We start from the raw sequence: 22,382 nt of genomic DNA on the forward strand, positions 1-22,382 counted from the left end.
ATCATTTGTTGAGCGAAAAGAGCACCATAAATGTCCGCTTCTCCAAAAACCGCCTATGTCGATCTTCTACCCATAGGCGAGGACACCACGCCCTATCGGAAACTAACGTCAGACCATGTTTCAGTTGAGAAATTGGGTGACCACACCTTCTTAAAAGTGGAGCCAGAGGCAATCCGGCTACTCTCCGAACAGGCGTTCATAGACATCAATCACCTGCTCCGCCCCGGTCACCTGAAGCAGCTTGCCGCCATTTTGGAAGACCCCGACGCCACACCCAATGATCGGTTCGTCGCTTTTGATTTGCTGAAAAACGCGAACATCGCCGCGGGCGGCGTTTTACCAATGTGTCAGGACACCGGCACGGCCATCGTCATGGCGAAGCGCGGACGCAATGTTCTCACACAGTCGCTGGATGAAGACGAGATCAGCCAAGGCATTATGGATGCCTACTTCAAAAAGAACCTGCGCTATTCACAACTCGCACCGCTTTCGATGTTTGAGGAGAAAAATACTGCAAACAATCTTCCAGCGCAGATCGACGTCTATTCCGAAGGTAAAGACGCCTACAAATTTCTCTTTGTCGCCAAGGGTGGCGGTTCGGCAAACAAGACTTTCTTCTATCAAGGAACACCATCATTGCTGACACACGATCGCATGATCGACTTCCTAGCGGAAAAAATTCTCACTTTGGGAACAGCCGCCTGCCCACCCTATCACCTCGCCATTGTAATTGGTGGCACTTCGGCTGAACAAAACCTCAAAACCGTCAAGCTCGCTTCAACTCGATATTTGGACGACCTGCCCACGCAAGGCTCGGAAGATGGTCACGCCTTCCGCGATGTGCAAATGGAAAAGGAAGTTCACAAGCTCACACAATCAATGGGCGTTGGGGCACAATTCGGTGGCAAGTATTTCTGCCACGACGTGCGTATCATCCGCATGCCTCGACACGGCGCTTCGCTGCCCATCGGGCTTGGCGTATCCTGCTCGGCGGACCGTCAGGCCAAGGGAAAGATCACAAAGGACGGCGTTTTTCTTGAGGCGCTGGAGACGGAACCGGCAAAATATATGCCGGACATCGATGAGAGCGAGTTTGAACAGGGCGTTGTGGAAATCGATCTCAACCGTCCGATGAAGGAAATTCTGGCTGAATTATCCAAGCATCCTGTCAAAACCCGCTTGTCACTCACCGGAACCATTATAGTTGCTCGAGATCTTGCCCATTCAAAAATTCGGGCACGGCTGGAAGCGGGAGAGCCAATGCCAGACTACATGAAGCAACACCCAGTCTACTATGCCGGCCCCGCGAAAACACCGGATGGAATGGCATCCGGCTCATTCGGTCCGACAACGGCAGGCCGCATGGACAGCTATGTTGATCAATTCCAAAGTTTCGGTGGTTCAATGATTTCGCTCGCCAAGGGAAACCGCTCCCGACAAGTGCGGGAAGCCTGCAAAACGCATGGTGGATTCTATCTGGGCTCCATTGGCGGACCGGCTGCGCGCTTGGCGCAAGACTGCATCACCAAGGTTGAGGTTTTGGAATATCCGGAACTTGGCATGGAAGCCGTGTGGAAAATCGAAGTCGTGGACTTTCCAGCATTCATCGTCATTGACGACAAGGGCAACGACTTCTTCTCGGAACTGAATCTGGGCTAGCCGGGAAACGCGCAATCGAAAGAAGCCATTAAGTTTCTTGTGGGACAACTTTAATCAAAGTTGATCCAATTTTGGGCGGATACCATGATCAAAACAGCTCTTCTGGCAACCGCAGTGTTCGGCGTGGCCACGATGGCCGCAATGGCTGAAGGCGCACTCGTCGAGCAGACCTTGCCGCTTGCATTTGACAATCAAGATGGCCTGACAACAGGCGCGGTAGACAAAAAACCCCAACAGCCTGTGCCGCTGCTACGCTACAAAAGCAGCGTCAACGACAAGGGCCGGATCGTCGTTGAATTTGACGAAGAAAAATCAACGTCCAATGCAAAGCCACGCGACGTGATGACGGTTTTCGCACCCGATGTCCGATTCACCGAAATTCTTCTGCACAGCCAAGATTGGTATCTTCAGGTAGACCCCAATGGCACAATGCAGGGTATTTACACCGTTCCGCGCAATCAGGCGCTGCCCTCTTCCGTACTGCGCAGCATGGGCGATGGTTTTGGTTTGCTTAAGGTCAATCCAGCCAATTCCTTCTTTAAGGTTTTCCCGTCGAAATTGCAGCTGGCTAGCCAGCTTACAACCTTCATGGAAGCGGCACGCGAAACGACGTGCGAGCAACCACGCCGTCCTGAAACCATCACGGCAACTGTGGATGTGAAGCCAGGCTGGAGTGCTGCTGGTAAAATCAATTTCTCGGCAAGCTGGAAAGTCTCCGAGCTTTGCAAGGAAGTGAAGGAAGCAAAGGCCATCAAGAAGGACGAAGGCTGAGGTTCGCTTTCCTCAAACAATAAATTCTCTTTGACAGCGGCGGCGTTCCGGCGCACCGCTGTATCATGAGCAATTCTGGACAAACCGCATCGTCATCCGGCGGCCTCTCCGCCAACGCCTTGGGTGCGGTTTTTATGATGCTGTCGATGGCCGGCTTCGTGCTTAACGACACTTTCATGAAGCTCGTGTCCAAAGATGTGACGATTTTTCAGGCAATTCTCATTCGTGGCCTGTTCGCCGTCACTCTGCTTTATTTCATAGCGCGATGGCGAAATGCATTCACCCTGCCTTTAGGGCTACGCGCGACGATGACGAACCCCGCCTTCGTCGCCCGAACCTGCGCGGAAGCAACCGCTACATTTCTCTTTCTTGAAGCTCTGTTCAATCTGCCCATCGCAAATGTAACCGCGGTGCTTCAATTGCTACCGCTGACGATTACACTTGGTGCAGCTCTCTTTTTCGGCGAAGCGGTTGGCTGGAGGCGTTACGGCGCTATTTTAGTCGGGTTTTTCGGCGTTCTGCTCATCCTGCAACCGGGGACAAGCGAATTTTCAATCTACTCAATTTATGCACTTGGTGCCGTTGTCGCTGTCACCGTACGCGATTTGGCAACCCGAAAAATGCCTGATGAAATTCCCTCGCTCTTCGTCAGCTTCGTCACAGCAATAGTAATCGCTATCGTTGGCGCTGCTGGTTCGCTGGGCAAACCATGGGAAGCCATCGCGCCTGTCCATGTTCTTTCACTCTCCCTCGCAGCTGCTGCGATAGCGCTTGGCTATATTTGCGCAGTGCTGACGATGCGCAATGGGGAAGTGAGCTTCGTTTCGCCCTTCCGCTATTCCATTATGATCTGGGCATTGCTGATCGGCTATTTCGTCTTTTCAGACGTCCCAACATTGCTGGAATTACTGGGTGCTTCGATTGTCGTGGCGTCGGGCCTTTTCACTTTTTACCGCGAGCGTCGCACAAAGCTGCGGCAAGTCGCGCCACGCTGACATTGGACACTGAGCAGCATGAAGCGTATCCCTGCTTCTCTTATTTTGCGCAAAATCTCAAAACATGACCACACCTTCCGCCCCATCGCTGACCACTGGCGCACGAACGCCGCCTCACGTGTTCACGCTGATTTTGATCGCAGGTGCGTCGGTTATGGCGATGAACGTATTTCTGCCGGTGCTGCCCCTCATCGGGCGCGATCTGGGGGTGAGCGATGCGACGACACAATACGTCCTCACACTTTATCTCGCTGCGACTGGCATCTTACAATTGTTCATCGGGCCACTGTCAGACCGCTATGGCCGCCGTCCAGTGATTCTTTGGGCTATCGCGATTTTTTTGTTGGGCACGCTGGTGTGTATCTTCTCCACATCCATTACGTGGCTGCTGATCGGTCGATTGCTACAGGCATCATCCGCCGCCTGCATGGCTCTGTCACGAGCGATCGTGAGAGACATGCATGGCCGCGAACGCGCTGCCAGCATGATCGGATACATCACCATGGCAATGGCTGTCATGCCGATGATTTCACCCACATTGGGCGGTTACATAGGCGAGGCTTTTGGCTGGCGGGCGACGTTCTGGATACTCTTCGCCCTTGGCATAACGATGTTGCTGCTGACGTGGTTTGACTTGGGCGAAACCCACACGCCTTCGCAAAGCTCGGTGTCAAGACAAGTTGCTGACTACAAATCACTGCTGAAAGAGCCAGCCATCTGGGGTTACATTTCTACCGCAACCTTGGGCTCAGGCGCATATTTCTCATTTCTTGGCGGAGCACCCTTCGTCGGCTTGGATATCCTCGGACTAAGCCCATCCGAGGTCGGACCCTATTTTGCTCTCGTTGCGCTGGGTTACATGGGCGGCAATTTCATAACCGGCCGCTTCGCAGAACGTATCGGCATTGAGCCAATGATGCTCTACGGATCACTGATTGGGTTGCTCGGAACAATTATCGCACTCTTTCTTATGGGGCTGTTCACACCTCACCCGCTGTTTCTGTTCGTTCCCATGATGTTTGTTGGCTTCGGCAACGGTATGATGCTGCCCAACGCAAACGCTGGCGCGGTCAGCGTCAGGCCGGACCTTGCAGGCTCCGCTTCCGGCCTTGCCGGTTCGCTACAGATAGGCATCGGCGCTGTGCTGGCGACGATTGCCGGTTCGCTAATATCAGTCGAAAATGCTGCCATGCCACTGTATATAGTCATGGCATTATCAACCTTGAGCGGGACGTTTTCTGCCATCTGGATGTGGCGGCGCGCGCGGGCTGGGATTGCCAACTGATCGCCTTTTGATTGCAGCGCAGGCTGCAAGACGCTAACGCTTTGCGCATGAGCGAGCCAACCAAATTCCTACTGCAGCCGAACCCGAAAGATCCCCGTCTTTCCACACCTGTTACTGGCATTGATCAGACGGGTGCAGCGGTATCTCTTAACGTTGTCACCGAACGTCCGCTAACGCTCTATCTCAACAGCCAAGAGGTCGTCACCATGATGACCATTGGCGATTATCCAGATCTGTTGGCGCTTGGATACCTGATCAATCAGAACATGCTTAAACCGACCGATGAAATCACCAAAATCGACTATGATGATGAACTCGGCGTTGTTGTCGTGCGCACGCCAGTGGAGACGCAGTTTGAGGAGAAACTGAAGAAAAAAGTCCGAACATCGGGCTGTGCTCAAGGCACCGTTTTTGCCGATGTTATTGACGCGTTTGCTGATGTGAAACTGTCAAACACCACGCAACTCAACACCTCTTGGCTGGCTTCACTCACCAAGAAAATCAACACCGCGCCAAGCCTATATCTGGAAGCTGGCGCAATCCACGGCTGCGTTTTGTGCCGTCAGGACGAACCTCTTGTCTATATGGAAGACGTAGGCCGTCATAATGCGGTCGACAAAATCGCAGGCTGGATGGCGGTAAACGATGAGCCTGCGCACGACAAAGTCTTTTACACAACAGGCCGTCTCACCAGCGAAATGGTGATCAAAACCGTCATGATGGGTATTCCTATCCTCGTCTCTCGCTCCGGTTTCACCGCTTGGGGTGTGGAACTTGCCCGCCAGGCTGGGCTTACACTGATTGGGCGGGCGCGCGGTTCACGGTTTCTCGTTCTAGCTGGCGAGGACCGCATCGTCTTCGACGCCAATCCCGCAGATAGCATCGATGAAGACAAACGCCACAAGCGCAAGGCAGCCCAATCATGAGCTATGCAGTTGAAGGCGTTGGCGGCATCATTTTAGCAGGCGGTCAGGGGCGACGCATGGGCGGTGCGGACAAAGCGATGCTTTCACTCAACGATCGCCCGCTTCTAGCCCACGCATGGGAGCGTCTGGCTCCTCAAGTCTCCAAAATCGCCCTCAATGCAAATGGCGACGCAACCCGTTTCAGCGCGTTTGAATTGCCTGTAATTCCAGATGACGAGCAAGACTTTGCAGGCCCGCTGGCAGGCGTGTTGACCGGTATGAACTGGGGTTCTGCACACGGCTTCTCGCACATTCTTACTGTCGCCTCCGACACCCCCTTTTTCCCGCTAAACCTGCGTGAACGCCTCTGCGCGGCACTGCGCACCGAATACTCTATCGTGATGGCCAAGAGCGGCGGGCGTATTCACCCCGTTTTTGCGCTATGGCCTGTTCATTTGGCGATGTCACTGGAGCAATATCTGCGCATCGAAAACAAGCGTAAGATCCTCACCTTCGCCGAGCGCTATAACTTGCTGGAAGTCGTCTTCGATGGGGAAGATGAAGACCCCTTCTTTAATATCAACACGCCAGAAGATCTTCATGCCGCCCAGAGGCGTATCGGCGGTTCACATGACTAAAGTCTTCGGCATCACGGGCTGGAAAAATTCTGGCAAAACCACACTGGTTGCTAGGTTGGTGGAGGAATTTACCAAACGTGGGCTGCGCGTTAGCACGATCAAGCATGCGAGCCACACCTACACACTGGACCATGATGGCACCGACACATTCGCACATAAAAAAGCGGGCGCGTACGAGGTGGCAATTGCCGCAGGATCTCGCTGGGCTGTTATGCATGAGGCTGATGCTTCTGAGCCGGAACAAACACTGGAGACGATGCTGGCACGCCTCACGCCATGCGATATGGTCCTTGTGGAAGGTTTTAAGACGAGCGCTATTCCCAAGCTCCAAACAATGCGTAGTGATGCTCGCGAGCACACGCCAATGTGGGAAACCAATGAAACCGTAATTGCGATTGCGGCGGACCACGATGTTGACCCGCAAGGAAGGTCCCTCTTCAGAATCGACGACGTCACCGCTATCGCGGACTATATAATCAGCACGACGCCAGACAGATGAACGAACCCCGCCTCATCAATGACTGCTTTCTTCATGACCAGGAGCGGCTGCGCCATCACGAGGCGGTGGCAATATTGCGGGCCAATCTTTCCACCGTTGTTGGGACGGAAACCATCAACAGCTCGGACGCTTTGGGCCGTGTTCTGGCACAAGACATCATCGCTCCGCACGCGGTCCCGTTGCACCGCAATGCCGCCGTGGATGGCTACGCCTTCGCCCATGTCGATTTGGTTCGACAGAGACTGCCCATCTCCAACAAAATTGCTGCGGGCGACACAGCGATAGCTCCCCTCAAGGCTGGAACAGCCGTTCGGATATTCACCGGTGCACCGATGCCAAACGGCGCTGACAGCGTCGCAATGCAGGAGGATTGCACGACAGATGTTGATTTCGTCACTCTGCCTCTCGGCCTCAAGTCGGGCGCGAACTGCCGCTTGGCGGGTGAGGATTTAGAAAAGGGGGATGTAGCTGTCGAAAAAGGCACTCGCTTACGCCCCGTCCATGCGGCGGCGCTGGCTTCGGTTGGCGCAGCGCAAGTCGCGGTGTACAAAAAGCTGCGCGTAACGCTTCTCTCAAGCGGCAACGAACTGCGCACTCCGGGCGATCAGAAAGGCGAGCTCATCACCGGTGAAGTTTGGGACACCAACGCTGCGATGTTGCGCGGTCTGCTGGCGGCGTTACCCGTCGAACTCGTCCATCAATCAATCATACAGGATAACGAGGCTGTCGTCCGAAACGCCCTAGAACTTGCGTCAACCAAGTGCGACCTCATCATTACAACAGGAGGCGCATCGCGCGGACAAGAAGATCACATGCTCAGCTGCCTTGATGCGCTAGGTAAACGCCATCTGTGGCAATTGGCTATCAAGCCCGGCCGCCCGATGATGTTTGGCCAGATTCAGAAAGTTGAAGGCAGTGACTGCCTTTATCTCGGCCTTCCGGGAAACCCGGTTGCCGCCTTTGTCTGCTTTCTGCTGTATGGACGGGAAATGGTCTTACGTCTGGCAGGAGCAAACCCGCAGCCCATCGCGGCTTTCATGGTCCCTGCCAACTTCGAAATCACTAGCAAGAAGCCCGACAGACGCGAATTCCTACGCGGTGTTCTTACCACCAATGAAACGGGAGAGCTCGCTGTTGAAAGATTTCCGCGCGACGGTTCAGGCCTCATTTCATCGCTAACGCAATCGCACGGACTGATCGAAATCGACGAAGAAACAACCAGCCTCAACCGTGGCACGCCCGTGCGCTTTTTGCCCTACTCCAGCTTCGACTGATCCGCTGGCACCAAATTCCAGGTTCCGGCGGCTTTAGCTCGGTAGTCCTCTTCTCGCGTGGTCATCGTTACATATTCTCCAGCGACCCAACGGTCGACCATCGAGGAATAAAAGCGGGAAAATGGATTGCCGCTTTGGCCCGTGGTCTGAATGAACACCGACTTGTTCAAATCCTCAAAATCGTAGACCGCACGGAACCCAGCCCCGTGCACAGCTCTGTAAGGTCGATCATCCGATAGCTTGTTCTTCGCCCGTTGAAGAGAATACGCACCACCGTTTGCGGGGCGTTCGATGTCAAAAAGCATATTGAGAGGGAACACTTTACCAAAAGGCTGATGCTCGTTCGATACGATGTGTGCACTGCCCCAACGCCACGCTTTCCAATTCGAACCATGCGCCGCTTCAAGCTCAGCCATCGCATCATCCCAAGCACCTTGCAGTGCTTCGCGGCATGTCTCGGTTCGTGGGGTCGTGCGCAAGTCGCACCAATTTCGAGAGCCACCAGAATCCAAAATGCCGATCAAAGCCTCAGCTGGTCGTGAGAGCGCGGTGTTGTACAGCGGCCCGAGGTCGTCCTTGAGTATCCGCTTAAGCGCATGGCGGAAGATCGCAGTCATCATGAGAGGTTCAGGCGCATTGGCCGACATGAGCCCATCCCAAGCGCGCAAGCCGTCAATCCGCGCCTTTTCGTTCGGTCTGTCACCAAGTGCGCTCAACACGCGATCGCGCACAGCAATCATCGCTGGCGAGTATCTATCGTTCTGCCCGGCGATCATTGCGGCCATATCGGCCTTATCGTTGCGGTTCAGGATCGTGCTTGTCATGCGCTCGTGGCGAAAACGTTCAGCCCAATCATACGTTAAAAACGGCTCTTTGTTTTCGGTGACGAACTTCGAATTTGCACTTCCCAGCACGCCATTGGCAGGATTGACGATAGCCGGCATCGCTCTCGGCGAAACCAACCCCTGCCAATCGTATTGTGCCAACCAACCCGGTGCAGGCGCGCGGCCTGCAAATGCATTGTCTGCCCCCCTTTTCGGGAGAGCCGCTTTGGCAAACAAGCCAATATCACCCTGCGTATCAGCCACCACCATTACCTGCATCGGCGCGACCGAGGGCTCAACGATCGCGCCAAATTCTGCCACACTCTTGGCTGTTGCGAAGCCACTTACCACATCGAAATTTCGGTCACTGTTCGATAGCCCGGTCCACGCCAGAGCAAGCACATGATTGGGCGGCAGCACTTCGCTGTGGTCTTTGTAGCTACCGGGTAAGACTGGGCCGTGCCGTGTCACCTTCCTTTTGAAAGTGATATCCATACCGCCCTTTACGCGGATGACTTCCTCTTGGCTCTCGAACGGTTTCCAACCATCGGGGGTGAGATATTGCGAAGCGTCGTCGGGCTTTACCTTCTCAACAAACACGTCCTGCGCATCGCCACCGGCATTGGTAAAACCCCACGCTATATGATCGTTACGCCCCAAAATCACAGCCGGAACAGATGGGATCGTGCTGCCGATCACGTTGACTGGTTTGCCGTCATCGCCCTGCCAACGCATATGCGCTAGATACCAAAGACTGGGCGCGTTTAAGGCGAGGTGCGGATCGTTTGCCAGTAAAGGTTTGCCGCTTTTCGTGCGCGAACCGGAAAACACCCAATTGTTAGAGGCGAAGCGTCCTCTTTCTTCTAGCCATCGCTGTGTGATGCCAGCGTAACGTGAGAAATCATTGGCAGCCGTTTTCTCTTTTGGTGCCACAAGTGGATAATAGCTCGTCAGATCAGGCAAAGGCGGTGGAACATCACCTTTGTGATAGGGCAAAATATCGTCAATCTCACCGGGCGTAAGGCCGTAAGCGGCCAGCTTCAAACGATCGATCTCCAAGCTCATATTTTTCGATAAATTGAGCGCCATGATCTTCAGCACCACAAGCGAATGCTCGGGCAACCACGGCTCCGGCGCGTGGCCCAGGATCAAAAATTCAGGTGGCAGCGACGGCTCCGCCAACCCGGTCTTACGCCCCAAAAAGGCATTCACACCTGCCGAATAGGCCCGAAGAACGGCCTGACTTTTGGGCGACAAGGCCGAAATGGAGGCTTTCGACTGGTCGAGAAAACCCAATGTTCGCAAAAGCAAATCGACGTTCTGGACGTCTTCATTGACGCCAAACATTTCAGACAACCGCCCCTGCCCCGTCATGCGCAGCAATTCCATCTGCCACAATCGGTCTTGCGCATGGGTGAAGCCAAGCGCAAGCGCGGCATCCTCTTGGGTCAACGCTTCGATATGGGCAATGCCATCGGCGTCACGCACAACCGAGACGGGCGCTGTAAGCCCGGCAATCTTTGCCTCACCGGAAAGCGGCTGCACGCTGCGGGTTGCAATTGCAAACAGCACAATGCCTGCCAAAGCAGCCAAAGCGACAACGGTGAGGAAACCACCAACAAACCATTTCAACAAGCGCGTCATTGGGCTAAACCCTCCCGACAAATTCGTTTTACGTAGTTAGAGGGTTTTCACGCATGGCAAAAGTCGCATTCATCGGTTTGGGCGTAATGGGTTATCCAATGGCAGGACATTTGAAGGCAGGCGGCCACGATGTCACTGTCTACAACCGAACCAGCGAAAAAGCTAAAAAATGGGCTGACGAACACGGCGGCTCTGCTGCGGTTACCCCTCGTGCCGCCGCTGAAGGTGCTGACTATGTATTTTGCTGCGTCGGCAACGATGATGACCTGCGCGAGGTGACCATCGGCGCAAATGGCGCGTTTAAGGGCATGACCAAAGGCGCAATCTTTATCGACAACACGACCGCTTCCGCCAATGTCGCCCGCGAACTGGCAGCCATTGCCGCAGAGAGCGGCTTTGGGTTTCTCGATGCCCCTGTTTCAGGTGGTCAGGCAGGCGCGGAAAATGGTGTTTTGACGGTTATGGTCGGCGGCGATCAGGCGACGTTCGACAAAGCTAAACCAGTCATAGATTGCTATGCGCAAATGGTCGGCCTGATGGGCGACACGGGCGCTGGCCAACTGACCAAGATGATGAACCAGATATGCATCGCGGGCCTCGTTCAGGGTCTTTCCGAGGCCATCCATCTGGGTAAAAAAGCCGGTCTCGATATTGAGAAAGTTGTTGGCGTTATTTCCAAAGGCGCTGCCGGTTCCTGGCAGATGGAAAACCGCCACAAGACGATGAACGAAGGCCACTATGAACACGGCTTTGCCGTCGACTGGATGCGCAAGGATCTTGCGATTTGCCTCGAAGAAGCCAATGCCCAAGGCGCAAGCCTTCCAGTCACCGCACTCGTCGATCAGTTCTATGCCGATGTGCAGCGTATGGGCGGCAATAGGTGGGATACATCATCATTGTTGGCCCGACTGGAGGCGATAGGTAAATAGGCTTTTCAATAATAAGCACTCATCATCACGGAACCCGGGACGGGTAAAAACGTTTTCCTTTTAGCCAAGAAAAGGAAAACGCTGTGACCACTTTGATTGATAACAATATCGTCCGTCGTTCTTCGGGCGCCGCCAATTTGGCTGTAGCTGCCCTCATCGGATTGGCCATAGCTTTCGTGCTGTCCGCTCTAGCGCCTTTGATGACACCCAATTCCAATGCAGTTGCAGATACGATCAGCGATGTTGCTGCCGGACCATTTGACTGGGTCCAAGATGCTGCATTGCACATCGAAGCACTGGCGTTGGCTGCGCTTGCCATTGCAATGTTCGTTGGTGTGGGGCGTGGCTTATGCTGGAAATTGGCTTGCATGATGTTGCTCGCGATGGCCGCAGCACTAATGCTGATGGCGAGCGTTGAACGCTACAGTAAGGATGCTCCACAAGGCATCGTCATCCACTCCTATCTTGTCTACACCTACGGCTTCGCCTTCATTGCACTGCTTCTAACCACACTGCCCGTCTTGCGCCGATGGAACAGCTTTTGGGTGGCGCTAAACCTGATCGGGGGTGTCGCTTGGATCGCGGTTGCGGTGTTTTATTTCAACATGGGCACGGGTTGGGATGGTCTTGTTGAACGTCTCTTAGGCACACTTCAATTCGGCTGGGTTGCGCTGTTCGCGTGGACGCTGAGACGCGAAAATATTAGGATGGCCTACGAACGGTCTTCTCCATCACGATAGCGTTCACTCCCACCAAACCTTCCACTTCAGCCCCGCGCTCAAACCCAAAATTGAGATAGAAGGTCAGCGCAGCGTCGTTGCCTTTAAGCACATCCAGCCAAAACCGGCTCTTTTCCGGAAGCGTTGCCTCGCACGCGCTTAGCAGTTCACTGCCAATACCAAGCCTTTTGCAATTCGGATCGACATGCAGACGGTCCACATAGAACCCATCTTTCTCGAACCCCCAGACATGTCCGACAACCCTGTCCTTCTGCACGGCCACAAGAAACTGATCACGCCCAATTTCAAATTGATGATGAAACTTCTCAACCGAGTGCTTGGTAGCAATCAATGCCCGCGTTTCCTCCAGCCCGATCAATGACGGATATGTCACCAGCCATGAGCGATTTGTTACATCACGCGCCGCTTGGACTTCATCGGCGGTCGCTTGCCGAACGATAAATTGATCAGCCTCAGCCACCGATCTTCTTGCGCAGCAATTCGTTGACCGCTTGCGGGTTAGCCTTGCCGCCGGTCGCCTTCATCACCTGACCAACAAACCAGCCGATCATGTTTGGCTTTTCGCGTGCCTGCTCAACCTTGTCGGGGTTGGCAGCGATGATTTCATCAACAGCCGCCTCGATAGCCCCTGTGTCCGTCACCTGCGCCATGCCGCGCTCTTCGACGATCTTGGCGGGGTCGCCGCCTTCGTTCCAGATGATTTCGAAGAGGTCTTTGGCGATTTTGCCAGAAATCGTTCCATCTTTGATCAGTTCAACAATCCCGCCCAACTGATCGGCACTCACCGGAGAGTCAGATAGATCAAGTCCAGCCTTGTTCAGCGCGCCGAGCAGGTCATTGATAACCCAGTTGGCAGAGACTTTCGCATCGCGGCCATCGGCCACTTTTTCGTAAAAATCAGCAATTGCCTTGTCGGACACCAAAATCGAAGCATCGTATTCAGACAAACCCTCAGCCTGAAAACGCGCACGCTTTTCGTCCGGCAGTTCCGGCAGCGTTGCGCGGATTTCTTCGATGAATACGTCATCAAATTCCAGCGGTAACAGGTCAGGGTCGGGGAAATAGCGATAGTCATGCGCTTCTTCCTTCGAGCGCATGGACCGCGTTTCGCCCTTCACAGGGTCAAACAGCCGCGTTTCCTGATCGATTTGGCCGCCATCTTCCAGAATGTCGATCTGGCGCTTGGCCTCGTACTCAATCGCCTGCCCCATAAAGCGGATCGAGTTGACGTTCTTGATCTCGCAGCGCGTGCCAAACTCTCCGCCCGGCTTGCGCACCGACACGTTCACATCGGCTCGCATGGAACCCTGCTCCATGTTGCCGTCGCACGTGCCGAGATACCGCACGATGGAGCGCAGCTTGGTGACGTAAGCCTTGGCTTCGTCGATGGAGCGAATGTCGGGTTTGGACACGATTTCCATCAGCGCGACGCCTGAACGGTTCAAATCCACATAGCTCATCGTCGGGTGCTGGTCGTGCATCGACTTGCCCGCATCTTGTTCCAAATGCAGCCGCTCAACGCCGATATCGACGCTTTCAAAATTGCCTTCTTTGTCCGGGCCCACTTGAATAGTGATCGTGCCCTCGCCCACGATTGGGTGATACAACTGGCTGATCTGATAGCCCTGCGGGAGATCAGGATAAAAATAGTTCTTGCGGTCAAAGACAGAACGCTTGTTGATCTTTGCATTCATGCCAAGCCCGGTACGCACCGCTTGGCGAACGCACTCTTCGTTGACGACAGGCAACATGCCGGGCATCGCCGCGTCTACAAGACTCACATTTGCATTTTGCTCATTGCCAAACTGCGTCGAGGCCCCGGAAAACAGCTTGGCTTCCGATGTCACCTGAGCATGGACTTCGAGTCCGATCACCAATTCCCAGTCGTGGTCTTCACCAGGAAAAAAATGCTTCGGGTTCGGCGTTCGAACGTCAATCAATTCGGTCATATCGTTGGTCCTGAGCGCGGCGCTGTAACCGCCATCAAATTCTTACCCCGTATCTAGTCAGAACCATGCTGTTTGAAAACCGATGGCATATGTTTTTTCAAAATTTCGATGATTTCATAAGCTTCGGCGCTGTCCGCCCCATAGCCGAACGCACGGCTCTTGCTGCCATAGTCAAACGAAAGACCGGGACTTCCCATCGGATTTCTTCGGTTTCTGGTCAGCGACGCAAAACCGCTCGACGGTTCGCCTATATTGCGCACACGTTTAATGTGGGCAACTTCGTATCGCTTGGTACGCCAAGGAAAAAAGAGATGGAACTGGTGAGTCAAAACGCCAGAGGTTAAGAAAATCCGCTCCCGTCCAAAAAGCATCCAAAATATGCTGAAGGCAACATAGCACCAGCCAATCGCCCACCCGCACAACCAAAAAGCAAGAAACAAATTGATACTGTTCCCAAAAGAACCGAATAATCCTCCCATGACCATAATGCCGCCCACAGTCCATGCAGCCAGCCAGATAGCCAAAAATGGCAATTGAATAACCCGTTTTCGAGCGGGAATCTCGATGCCTAGTGCACTGCCTTTGAAACTGCGTTTAATGCGGCTTACGCCTAATGGTTCAACGGACACTTTAGTTTCCTCACTCAACTTAACCGCCCATAGAACGTCATCCGCGCGTTTTCGGACAATTCCACTCCCGGCGCATTGTTGTAGGCCAGCACGGCCAGCATCCGAGTTTTGTCGCTTTGGTTGGGCGATACGCGGTGAATAGAATTGCGACCGCGGAACAGAACCAGCGTTCCCGGTTCCATCATCAAAACATCTGGCTCCAAAGCGCCATCAAGAAGCGCGCCGACGCCATCGTAGTTCATCTCGCCAGCATCAGCGTCACGCAGGTCCTTGATATATTCAAAACGGCTTCCCGCTTCTGGCTTTTGTATCAATAAGGTGATGGCGAAGGACGAGTTGTCGAAATGCCAGCCAAGTTCTTGACCGCGATTGGCGTAGTGAATGTTGATTGACGACAGCGGGTCCGCATAGGGGTGCAACTCGCGCTCACCCGTGACCGCTTTCACGAAAGCGCGGAAGCCATCGGCATCGTATAGCGCACGAAGGGGCGAGGCTTGCGGCACATCATCATCGCAAATACAGCCCTTGGACGATTCAACCATACGGTTTCTGGGATGATCGGTTGGCAGAGTTTCATCAACCGGCCCCAGATAGACAGTATGGTTTTGGGCGCAGAAGTAAGCCTTACTCTCATTTTCCTCCGCTTCTGCCTGCATGGCGCTGAGGGCTTTGGGCAAAATGAAACCAGGCAACACCAATGCGCCGCTCGAATCGAGCGTGCCTGCTGACTTTTCGCAAAATGTCTCATCAAAAATCGGATAGGTTTCGAGGTCTATGATGTCGTTCAGATCCATTCCAGTCCCCATTTGGTTCTGCTTAAATTTATTTTCGTCACTCGATTTGGCGAATTTCAAGAACCCGTGAACAAATGTACTCCACGGCCCTACCGCGAGTCTCGCCGAAAAGCCCACAAAATCAAGCAGCATGCCCGTCAAAATCACGACATTGACGGACAAGAATTCGGAACCACACGGTTCCTCATTCACCCTCGTCTAACATTTAGTTGATTTCCCATTGATCGGCGAGCCTGTCCAACTTGTCGCAGCACCACAGCCGAGGCACACTGCTTCACCCACAACTGGCGCTAACCGAAACGAACCAACTTTTGAGGAATGACCCCATGTCCAAAACATCTATCGCATCCGCAGCCATCGTCGCAGGCGCACTCGCAGCTGGCCTTTCCATGGCAACCACAACAACTGCCGAAGCCGCCAAACTGAAATGCTACGGCGTCTCCAAAGCAGGCCAGAACGATTGTGCAGCTGGCCCCGGCACCACATGCGCCGGCACGTCGAAAGTGGATTATCAAGGTAATGCATGGAAATACGTGCAAGCCGAATCATGCGACAAGATCGCTCTGCCAGGTGGCCGCAAAGGCTCAGACAAGCCACTGAAGCGCGACCTCAGCTAATCGCTGACCGATCCTAACAATACGCATAGCGGGAGGTAGAAAACGATGGTCGACACAATTCTTGACGCCCCGTTGCACTCCCCCCGCTATGCACCCCGCGCCCTGCCCGACAAAGCAGGCGCCGGCCTGAAGGCCGAACACGTCGCAGAAATTCTCGAAGCCAAAGCCGATGTTGGCTTCTTTGAGGTTCATGCGGAGAATTATATGGGCGGCGGCGGCCTGCCCCACGCACAACTTCGAGCCATCCGCGAAAACTATCCAATTTCACTCCACGGTGTCGGCATGTCGATTGGCGGACCCAGCGATTTAAACGCAGACCACTTGGCCCGATTCAAACGCCTTGTGGAGATTTACGAGCCGGGCATGGTCTCCGAACATCTGGCTTGGTCGACCCACACCGATGTTTTCTACAACGACCTTCTGCCAGTGCCTTATACGGATGAAACGCTGGCAAACATCGTCGATCACATCGATCACATGCAGACTGCGCTTGGACGCAAGGTACTGATTGAAAACCCCTCTACTTATGTGGCGTTTGAAGAATCCACTTGGGCAGAAGTCGATTTTATGGCTGCAGTGGCCAAGCGCTCCGGCTGCGGCCTGCTATTCGACGTCAATAACGTCTACATCTCCGCCAAGAACCACAGTCTCTCCGCAGAGGCCTATATCGACGCTTACCCGCTGCACTTGGTCGAGGAAATTCATCTGGCAGGCCATGCGGAAGATGTGGACGACGATGGCAACCCGTTGCTGATCGACACCCATGACCGTGAAGTCGCCACCGATGTGTGGACACTCTACGAGCGGACACTCGGCCATACTGGCAAAATCCCAAGCCTCGTAGAATGGGACAACGAAGTGCCTAAATGGTCGGTATTGGCCGAAGAGATCACACGCACTCAAAGCCATCTTGACCGCGCATCCGCCCGCGACCGTCACGCTGCGTAGACCAATCCAATGAGTGCACAATCCCCACATTGGCCCTCCCGCAGCGGTGCTTTTGCTGGCGCATTGCTGGATCCTGATACGCTCGTCCCCGATGGCGTAGGAAAAGACGCCGAGGCCGCGCCAAAGCGCTTTTCCGTCTATCGCAACAATGTTGTTGTCAGCCTGATGGAAGCGTTGGCCGCCGCCTACCCCTCCACAAAGTCACTTTTGGGCGACGAGAACTTCGACCGCATCGCCCGCGCTTTCGTGGCACTGCATCCACCGCAATCGCCAATGATGCAGAACTATGGTGCAGAATTCCCCCAATTCACTGCAGAACTAGCCGCTCTGAGCGAACTGCCTTTCGTCGCCGACCTCACAGGCGTCGAATGGGCGTGGAACAAGGCATACCACGCGCTCGATCAAGAGCCTTTGACAGCAGACGAGTTGGCGGGGCTGACGCCGGAGCAATCAACACAGCTGACTCTTTTGCCCTCCAATGCCACGCACCTAATCCGCTCACAGTGGTGCGTATTTGACCTTTTCCAATGCCGCTTTGAGCCTCTAGCACAAGACGTTGACTTCAACACGCCACAAAATGTGCTGATAACCCGCAGCGATTTTTCAGTGCAGGTCATCCCACTTTCTCATTCCGATTCTGCCTGTCTGGCGTCCCTGCTTGACGGGGAGCCGCTGGGAAAGGCTGTTGCGAACGCGATGGAAATCGATGCCGCATACAACCCTGCCGAGCTCATATCCTTGAGCCTTCAATTTTCACTATTTCAAACACTTAGAGACACTTCTTCAAAATCCAAATCATCCTAGATGCGAGATTGCGCACCATGTCATTTCTTCAAAATATTCATCATTCCATCTTTTCAGCTATAGAACGCATCGCAGGAGACTGGTTCCTGCCAACGCTTGCCCGCTTCGCGTTCGCCACCGTTTTGGCAGGCTATTTCTGGCAATCAGCTATCACTAAACTAGGCGAAGGCTTTTTTGGGTTTCTCAACCCCAGTACCGGCGCTTATATTTCCATTCTCGGCGAAGAAACACTGGTTGCATACGACTTCGACACCGCCAACGTGCCGTTCTTCTACGATCTCATTGTATATGCTGGCACATGGGCAGAATTCATCCTGCCTGCGCTGATTATCGTTGGCCTGTTCACCCGGATCGCCGCACTGGGAATGGTTGGCTTCGTCGCAGTGCAGACCTTCGTAGACCTGACGGTTCATAAGGTCGGAGCAGAAACAATCGGCGCATGGTTTGACCGCGACTCAGCATCCGCCATCATGGATCAGCGCACTCTTTGGTTCGTGTTGCTCTCTATTCTCATCGTCAAAGGAGCGGGCGCACTGTCCCTGGATCGGTTGCTGGCGGGTAAACCCTCGTAGGCAGTCATCTAAAAGCTTGACGACCGCCCGCAGCTAAGCGCTACCACCACTTCTCCGGCGTATAGCGGCCACAGGCTTCTTCGATCACATGGCCAGCCTGAAACAAAGTGCCTTCCTCGAAAGGCCGTCCGATCAATTGGAGGCCCAGCGGCAAGCCGTCAGCAGATAGTCCCGCAGGTACGGCAATGCCCGGCAATCCAGCCATGTTCACCGTGACCGTGAAGACGTCGTTGAGATACATCTTCACCGGATCGGCGGCCATTTCTTTATCGCCAATCGCAAACGCCGCTGATGGTGTAGCAGGCGTCAGGATCGTGTCGACACCTTGGGCAAACACAGTTTCGAAATCACGCTTGATAAGTGTGCGAACCTTCTGCGCCCGCAAATAATAGGCATCGTAATATCCAGCAGACAGAACGTAAGTCCCGATCATAATGCGCCGCTTCACCTCTTCGCCAAAACCGGCAGCGCGGGTGTTTTCATACATTTCGTCAATGGTCTTGCCATCAACACGGAGCCCGTATTTCACGCCATCATAGCGCGCGAGGTTCGAAGACGCCTCGGCCGGCGCAACGATGTAATAGGCTGGCAGAGCATATTTCGTGTGCGGCAGCGAGATATCGACGATTTCGGCACCAGCATCTTTCAAAATCGCGATGCCTTTCTGCCAAAGCTCTTCGATTTCCGCAGGCATCCCATCCAGACGGTATTCCTTGGGAATACCAATCTTCATGCCCTTCACGCCTTTGCCAATAAACGCTTCGTAGTCCGGCACGGGAATGTCCACGCAGGTGGTGTCTTTGGGGTCTGGCGAGGCCATCGAACTGAGCATGATTGCAGCATCGCGCACATCGCGGGAAATCGGTCCCGCTTGGTCGAGCGAAGAAGCGAACGCCACCATGCCCCAGCGCGAACAGCGGCCATAAGTGGGTTTAATTCCAACAGTCCCTGTGAACGCAGCAGGCTGGCGAATGGACCCACCCGTGTCAGATGCGGTCGCCCCAGCGCATAGATGCGCAGACACCGCCGCAGCAGAACCACCAGACGAACCGCCCGGCACCAGCTTCGTACCATCCGCACCGCGCCAAGGGTTCACCACGGGACCGTAATACGATGTCTCGTTGGAAGAGCCCATCGCAAACTCGTCCATGTTCAGCTTGCCGAGGGTTACAGCGCCATCGTCCAGCAGGTTCTGCGTCACGGTCGATTCGTAGCGCGGCTCAAATCCGTCCAAAATATGCGAACAAGCCTGCGTATGAACGCCTTTAGTGGCGTAAAGATCTTTTATTCCCAGTGGGATACCTTCGAGAATCCCACCTTCACCCTTGGCCAACTTTTCATCCGAGGCCGCAGCCTGCGAACGCGCCAGTTCCGGCGTCACTTTGATGTAAGCGTTGAAGGCGTCGTTGGAGGAATCAATTGCCGCCAAATAGGCATCCGTCAGTTCGGCGGAAGTGAATGTCTTGGCCTTGAGCCCGTCGCGGGCCTCGCCGATAGTGAGTGCGGTCAGATCGGTCAAAGCGCTTACTCCACCACTTTAGGAACAAGGAAAAAGTGATCTTCGGTTGCAGGCGCGTTGGCGACGATATCGTCGGCCTTGTCACCGTCCGTTACTTTGTCAGCACGCTTGCGCATGGTCATATCGACCACCGATGTCATCGGCTCCACGCCGGAAACATCAAGCTCGTTGAGCTGTTCGACAAAGCCGAGAATGGTGTTCAACTCATCCTGCATGGAGGCCGCACGCTCGTCGGTGATGGCGATGCGTGACAGCTTGGCGACACGTTTGACTGTGGCGATATCGACGGACATTGGCCCTGCTCTTTTTCATAAAACCTTGGGAAATTCTGCGCCGCTTATAGGCAAGCGGACAAGCCCGCGCAACGCCTGCTCGAACGCTTTGCTATTGAAACGACGCTATTGCGGATGGACTTCGCACCAGCGGTGCAGCTCGCCTTCGGGCTGGATGGTGGCAGGGTCAGCGTTTGAGCTCTCATCGTAGAAAACATAGATGTCCGCTCTCTCACTGTCGACTTGCTCTCTGGAAAATAAGAATTGCGTAAACGAGACAGAAGCGCCCTCTTGGCAGATCGACTGCGCCGTTGCGAAATCACCACGCACAAACACAGCGTGGAAATCGCATGATCCTTCCCATCCGTCCGTGAAGCCGTCCTTGGTGAGATAGCTGACCGCGTTAGCAAAAGAGCGCGGTTCGCCGGCCGCCACACGTGCTTTCATTTTCGCGCAACCATCCGGCGTGGCGTAGATGCCTTCGATCCAGTTCAAATCTTCTCGCACTTCCAACGATTGCGCTGTAGCAGGCCCGAGAAACAGCGCCAAAATCGCGCCCGAAAACAGCAAAGCTCTACGCATCGAAAGCCTCGCCAATTGTCGCTACTTTCACAGCAGTCTTGTGGCCCTTCATGCCCTGAACAAACGTATCCGGTGTTGCGTCGATCAGCGGGAAAGTGCCGTAATGACACGGAATTGCTGTATCAAAATTGAAGAACCGCTGACAGGCCAACGCTGCCACAGCCCCACCCATCGTGAAACGGTCTCCCACGGGCACGATGCCAATCTGCGGTTTGTGCAATTCTTCTATCAGCGCCATGTCGCCGAAAATATCCGTATCGCCCATGTGATAGAGAGATTTTCCATCCGCAAAGTGAAACACCAGCCCGTTCGGCAGGCCAAGATCGTGGGCAATGCCGTCTTCATCTACATGCGCTGACGAATGGAATGCCTGAACCCATGTCATAGAAAAGCCGTCGTGGTGAACTGTGCCGCCCGTATTGCCCACATCCAGCTTTTCCGCACCGCGTTTGCCCAGCCAGGAAGCCAGATCTGCGTTGGCGATCACGGTAGCGTCGGTTTGCTGGGCGATGGCAATCGTATCCCCCACATGATCGCCGTGCCCGTGTGTGAGGCAAATATGAGTCAACCCGTTGATTGCTTCCGCCCGTTTGTCTTCGGGAAAGACGGGATTGCCGCTAAAGAACGGATCAATGAGAATGCGTGCCTCTTGCGTTTCGATGCGAAAGGCGGAATGCCCATACCAAGTGATCTTCATTGCGAAAGCCTCCATTCGTGAACCAGTCCGATTTGCACGACGTTGAAGCCTTCGCCGCCCGGCTGCAAGGGGCTGGCCGCCTGCTCGCGCTTGATTTGGGGTCCAAAACCATCGGCTTGGCGATTTCCGACAGCATGTGGACAGTCGCTTCGCCACTGCACACGATCAAGCGTACAAAATTCAGCAAGGACGCTGCCGCGCTTCAAGAGATTGTAGCGCGGGAATACATCCATGGCCTCGTCATCGGTTGGCCGATCAACATGAACGGCACCGAAGGCCCGCGCTGTCAGGCCACAAGTGCTTTCCAGCGCAATCTGTCGAGGCTCATGGCACTGCCGATGATGTATTGGGACGAGCGCCTCAGCTCCGTTGCAGCAGAACGGGCCATGCTGGAAGCCGACCTCTCCCGCGCCAAACGCGCCGAGCGCATCGACTCGGTCGCAGCAAGCGTGATCCTGCAAGCAGCTTTGGACAGATTGTACGAATTCAGGCGGTAGCGTCGCCGCGCTCACGAAAAGCAGCGATTTTGCGCTTCGCCCAAGCGAAAATTCGCTTTCGCTTTTTGACGAACAGATAGATCGTCAGCAGCAGGGCTCCATCAAATACGAGTGCCTTGAGCAGTAAACTCGGCAATTCGGAAATCTCAACCCCGAGCATGCGGGCGTATAATTCAAGGAACTGATCGTGCATTTCGCGTGAAAAAAGGAACGTGCCAAAATTCCAGTCATTGTAGGAAAGGGTGAACCAGACGATTAAAAAACCAAGGGGCAAACTCCAAAGTTTCAACCAGGTTTTCATTGTTCGTCGTATCCAGTGCCGCTCGATTACCAATTCAA

The 22,382-nt window shown here is 54.3% G+C and carries 25 protein-coding genes; 15 read left to right on the forward strand and 10 right to left on the reverse strand.

Going from position 1 to position 22,382, the window contains the following annotated elements:
- The first annotated feature begins 30 nt into the window (after window positions 1-30).
- The 8 genes from ACFQ14_RS16555 (at window position 31) to ACFQ14_RS16590 (ending at window position 8,026) form a co-directional block, all read left to right on the forward strand.
- A complete protein-coding gene (locus tag ACFQ14_RS16555) occupies window positions 31-1,659 on the forward strand; it encodes a fumarate hydratase (RefSeq protein ID WP_377213864.1) in 1,629 nt (542 codons plus the stop codon).
- 84 nt (window positions 1,660-1,743) lie between these two features.
- Window positions 1,744-2,430, forward strand: coding sequence for a hypothetical protein (locus tag ACFQ14_RS16560; RefSeq protein WP_377213865.1), 687 nt, complete (start codon window positions 1,744-1,746; stop codon window positions 2,428-2,430).
- A gap of 65 nt (window positions 2,431-2,495) precedes the next feature.
- Window positions 2,496-3,425: a DMT family transporter gene (locus ACFQ14_RS16565; RefSeq protein ID WP_377213866.1), complete on the forward strand. Its 930-nt coding sequence runs from the start codon at window positions 2,496-2,498 to the stop codon at window positions 3,423-3,425.
- A 64-nt stretch (window positions 3,426-3,489) separates the two neighbouring features.
- Window positions 3,490-4,710, forward strand: a complete 1,221-nt coding sequence (locus ACFQ14_RS16570; RefSeq protein WP_377213867.1) for a multidrug effflux MFS transporter — start codon at window positions 3,490-3,492, stop codon at window positions 4,708-4,710.
- A 47-nt stretch (window positions 4,711-4,757) separates the two neighbouring features.
- Window positions 4,758-5,636 carry a formate dehydrogenase accessory sulfurtransferase FdhD gene (gene fdhD, locus ACFQ14_RS16575; RefSeq protein WP_377213868.1) on the forward strand — a complete coding sequence of 293 codons (879 nt, stop codon included), beginning with the start codon at window positions 4,758-4,760 and terminating at the stop codon, window positions 5,634-5,636.
- Window positions 5,633-6,253, forward strand: a complete 621-nt coding sequence (gene mobA, locus ACFQ14_RS16580) for a molybdenum cofactor guanylyltransferase MobA (RefSeq protein ID WP_377213869.1) — start codon at window positions 5,633-5,635, stop codon at window positions 6,251-6,253. Before fdhD ends, mobA begins: the two co-directional genes overlap by 4 nt.
- Window positions 6,246-6,752, forward strand: coding sequence for a molybdopterin-guanine dinucleotide biosynthesis protein B (gene mobB, locus ACFQ14_RS16585; RefSeq protein WP_377213870.1), 507 nt, complete (start codon window positions 6,246-6,248; stop codon window positions 6,750-6,752). The genes mobA and mobB overlap by 8 nt, the downstream gene beginning before the upstream one ends.
- Window positions 6,749-8,026, forward strand: coding sequence for a molybdopterin molybdotransferase MoeA (locus tag ACFQ14_RS16590; RefSeq protein WP_377213871.1), 1,278 nt, complete (start codon window positions 6,749-6,751; stop codon window positions 8,024-8,026). The genes mobB and ACFQ14_RS16590 overlap by 4 nt, the downstream gene beginning before the upstream one ends.
- Here ACFQ14_RS16590 and ACFQ14_RS16595 read toward each other — a convergent pair.
- Entirely contained in the window at window positions 8,008-10,494 is a 2,487-nt protein-coding gene (locus ACFQ14_RS16595; protein ID WP_377213872.1) for a penicillin acylase family protein, read from the reverse strand. The genes ACFQ14_RS16590 and ACFQ14_RS16595 overlap by 19 nt on opposite strands.
- A gap of 53 nt (window positions 10,495-10,547) precedes the next feature.
- Here ACFQ14_RS16595 and ACFQ14_RS16600 point away from each other — a divergent pair, with 53 nt between their 5' ends.
- Complete coding sequence (locus ACFQ14_RS16600) at window positions 10,548-11,423, forward strand: NAD(P)-dependent oxidoreductase (protein WP_377213873.1); 876 nt, start codon at window positions 10,548-10,550, stop codon at window positions 11,421-11,423.
- A gap of 83 nt (window positions 11,424-11,506) precedes the next feature.
- Window positions 11,507-12,163: a DUF998 domain-containing protein gene (locus ACFQ14_RS16605; protein WP_377213874.1), complete on the forward strand. Its 657-nt coding sequence runs from the start codon at window positions 11,507-11,509 to the stop codon at window positions 12,161-12,163.
- Here ACFQ14_RS16605 and ACFQ14_RS16610 read toward each other — a convergent pair.
- From ACFQ14_RS16610 to ACFQ14_RS16625, 4 genes are read right to left on the reverse strand one after another with little or no spacing between them, the layout of a single operon-like run.
- On the reverse strand, window positions 12,126-12,623 hold the full coding sequence (locus ACFQ14_RS16610; protein WP_377213875.1) for a GNAT family N-acetyltransferase: 498 nt from the start codon (window positions 12,621-12,623) through the stop codon (window positions 12,126-12,128). The two genes, ACFQ14_RS16605 and ACFQ14_RS16610, sit on opposite strands and share 38 nt — an antisense overlap.
- Window positions 12,616-14,112 carry an Asp-tRNA(Asn)/Glu-tRNA(Gln) amidotransferase subunit GatB gene (gatB, locus tag ACFQ14_RS16615; RefSeq protein ID WP_377213876.1) on the reverse strand — a complete coding sequence of 499 codons (1,497 nt, stop codon included), beginning with the start codon at window positions 14,110-14,112 and terminating at the stop codon, window positions 12,616-12,618. Before gatB ends, ACFQ14_RS16610 begins: the two co-directional genes overlap by 8 nt.
- Before the next feature lie 53 nt (window positions 14,113-14,165).
- Complete coding sequence (locus tag ACFQ14_RS16620; protein WP_377213877.1) at window positions 14,166-14,741, reverse strand: hypothetical protein; 576 nt, start codon at window positions 14,739-14,741, stop codon at window positions 14,166-14,168.
- 14 nt (window positions 14,742-14,755) lie between these two features.
- On the reverse strand, window positions 14,756-15,535 hold the full coding sequence (locus ACFQ14_RS16625) for a HalD/BesD family halogenase (RefSeq protein WP_377213878.1): 780 nt from the start codon (window positions 15,533-15,535) through the stop codon (window positions 14,756-14,758).
- Window positions 15,536-15,861: 326 nt separating this feature from the next.
- Between ACFQ14_RS16625 and ACFQ14_RS16630 the strand changes: the two genes are divergently transcribed.
- The 4 genes from ACFQ14_RS16630 to ACFQ14_RS16645 are packed head-to-tail and all read left to right on the forward strand — an operon-like array spanning window position 15,862 to window position 18,476.
- A complete protein-coding gene (locus ACFQ14_RS16630; protein WP_377213879.1) occupies window positions 15,862-16,152 on the forward strand; it encodes a BufA1 family periplasmic bufferin-type metallophore in 291 nt (96 codons plus the stop codon).
- A gap of 45 nt (window positions 16,153-16,197) precedes the next feature.
- Window positions 16,198-17,100, forward strand: coding sequence for an MNIO family bufferin maturase (gene bufB, locus ACFQ14_RS16635; protein WP_377213880.1), 903 nt, complete (start codon window positions 16,198-16,200; stop codon window positions 17,098-17,100).
- A 9-nt stretch (window positions 17,101-17,109) separates the two neighbouring features.
- Window positions 17,110-17,904, forward strand: coding sequence for an HvfC/BufC family peptide modification chaperone (locus ACFQ14_RS16640; RefSeq protein WP_377213881.1), 795 nt, complete (start codon window positions 17,110-17,112; stop codon window positions 17,902-17,904).
- A gap of 17 nt (window positions 17,905-17,921) precedes the next feature.
- Window positions 17,922-18,476, forward strand: coding sequence for a DoxX family protein (locus tag ACFQ14_RS16645; RefSeq protein WP_377213882.1), 555 nt, complete (start codon window positions 17,922-17,924; stop codon window positions 18,474-18,476).
- Between the two features lie 40 nt (window positions 18,477-18,516).
- On the opposite strand, the gene gatA is transcribed toward ACFQ14_RS16645, so the two are convergent.
- From gatA to ACFQ14_RS16665, 4 genes are all read right to left on the reverse strand, one after another.
- Window positions 18,517-19,995, reverse strand: coding sequence for an Asp-tRNA(Asn)/Glu-tRNA(Gln) amidotransferase subunit GatA (gatA, locus tag ACFQ14_RS16650; RefSeq protein WP_377213883.1), 1,479 nt, complete (start codon window positions 19,993-19,995; stop codon window positions 18,517-18,519).
- Between the two features lie 5 nt (window positions 19,996-20,000).
- A complete protein-coding gene (gene gatC, locus ACFQ14_RS16655) occupies window positions 20,001-20,288 on the reverse strand; it encodes an Asp-tRNA(Asn)/Glu-tRNA(Gln) amidotransferase subunit GatC (RefSeq protein WP_377213884.1) in 288 nt (95 codons plus the stop codon).
- Between the two features lie 105 nt (window positions 20,289-20,393).
- Window positions 20,394-20,849 (reverse strand): hypothetical protein, encoded by a 456-nt coding sequence (locus tag ACFQ14_RS16660; protein ID WP_377213885.1) that lies wholly within the window; start codon window positions 20,847-20,849, stop codon window positions 20,394-20,396.
- Window positions 20,842-21,546 (reverse strand): metal-dependent hydrolase, encoded by a 705-nt coding sequence (locus tag ACFQ14_RS16665; RefSeq protein ID WP_377213967.1) that lies wholly within the window; start codon window positions 21,544-21,546, stop codon window positions 20,842-20,844. Before ACFQ14_RS16665 ends, ACFQ14_RS16660 begins: the two co-directional genes overlap by 8 nt.
- Before the next feature lie 17 nt (window positions 21,547-21,563).
- Here ACFQ14_RS16665 and ruvX point away from each other — a divergent pair, with 17 nt between their 5' ends.
- Complete coding sequence (ruvX, locus tag ACFQ14_RS16670) at window positions 21,564-22,043, forward strand: Holliday junction resolvase RuvX (RefSeq protein ID WP_377213886.1); 480 nt, start codon at window positions 21,564-21,566, stop codon at window positions 22,041-22,043.
- On the opposite strand, the gene ACFQ14_RS16675 is transcribed toward ruvX, so the two are convergent.
- The gene (locus ACFQ14_RS16675) at window positions 22,033-22,344 is read right to left on the reverse strand and encodes a DUF6105 family protein (RefSeq protein WP_377213887.1); all 312 of its coding nucleotides are present in this window, start codon (window positions 22,342-22,344) and stop codon (window positions 22,033-22,035) included. The genes ruvX and ACFQ14_RS16675 overlap by 11 nt on opposite strands.
- Between the last annotated feature and the right edge of the window lie 38 nt (window positions 22,345-22,382).

The sequence above is a fragment of the Pseudahrensia aquimaris genome (assembly GCF_042676045.1).
GTDB classification, from domain to species: Bacteria; Pseudomonadota; Alphaproteobacteria; order Rhizobiales; family Rhizobiaceae; genus Pseudahrensia; species Pseudahrensia aquimaris.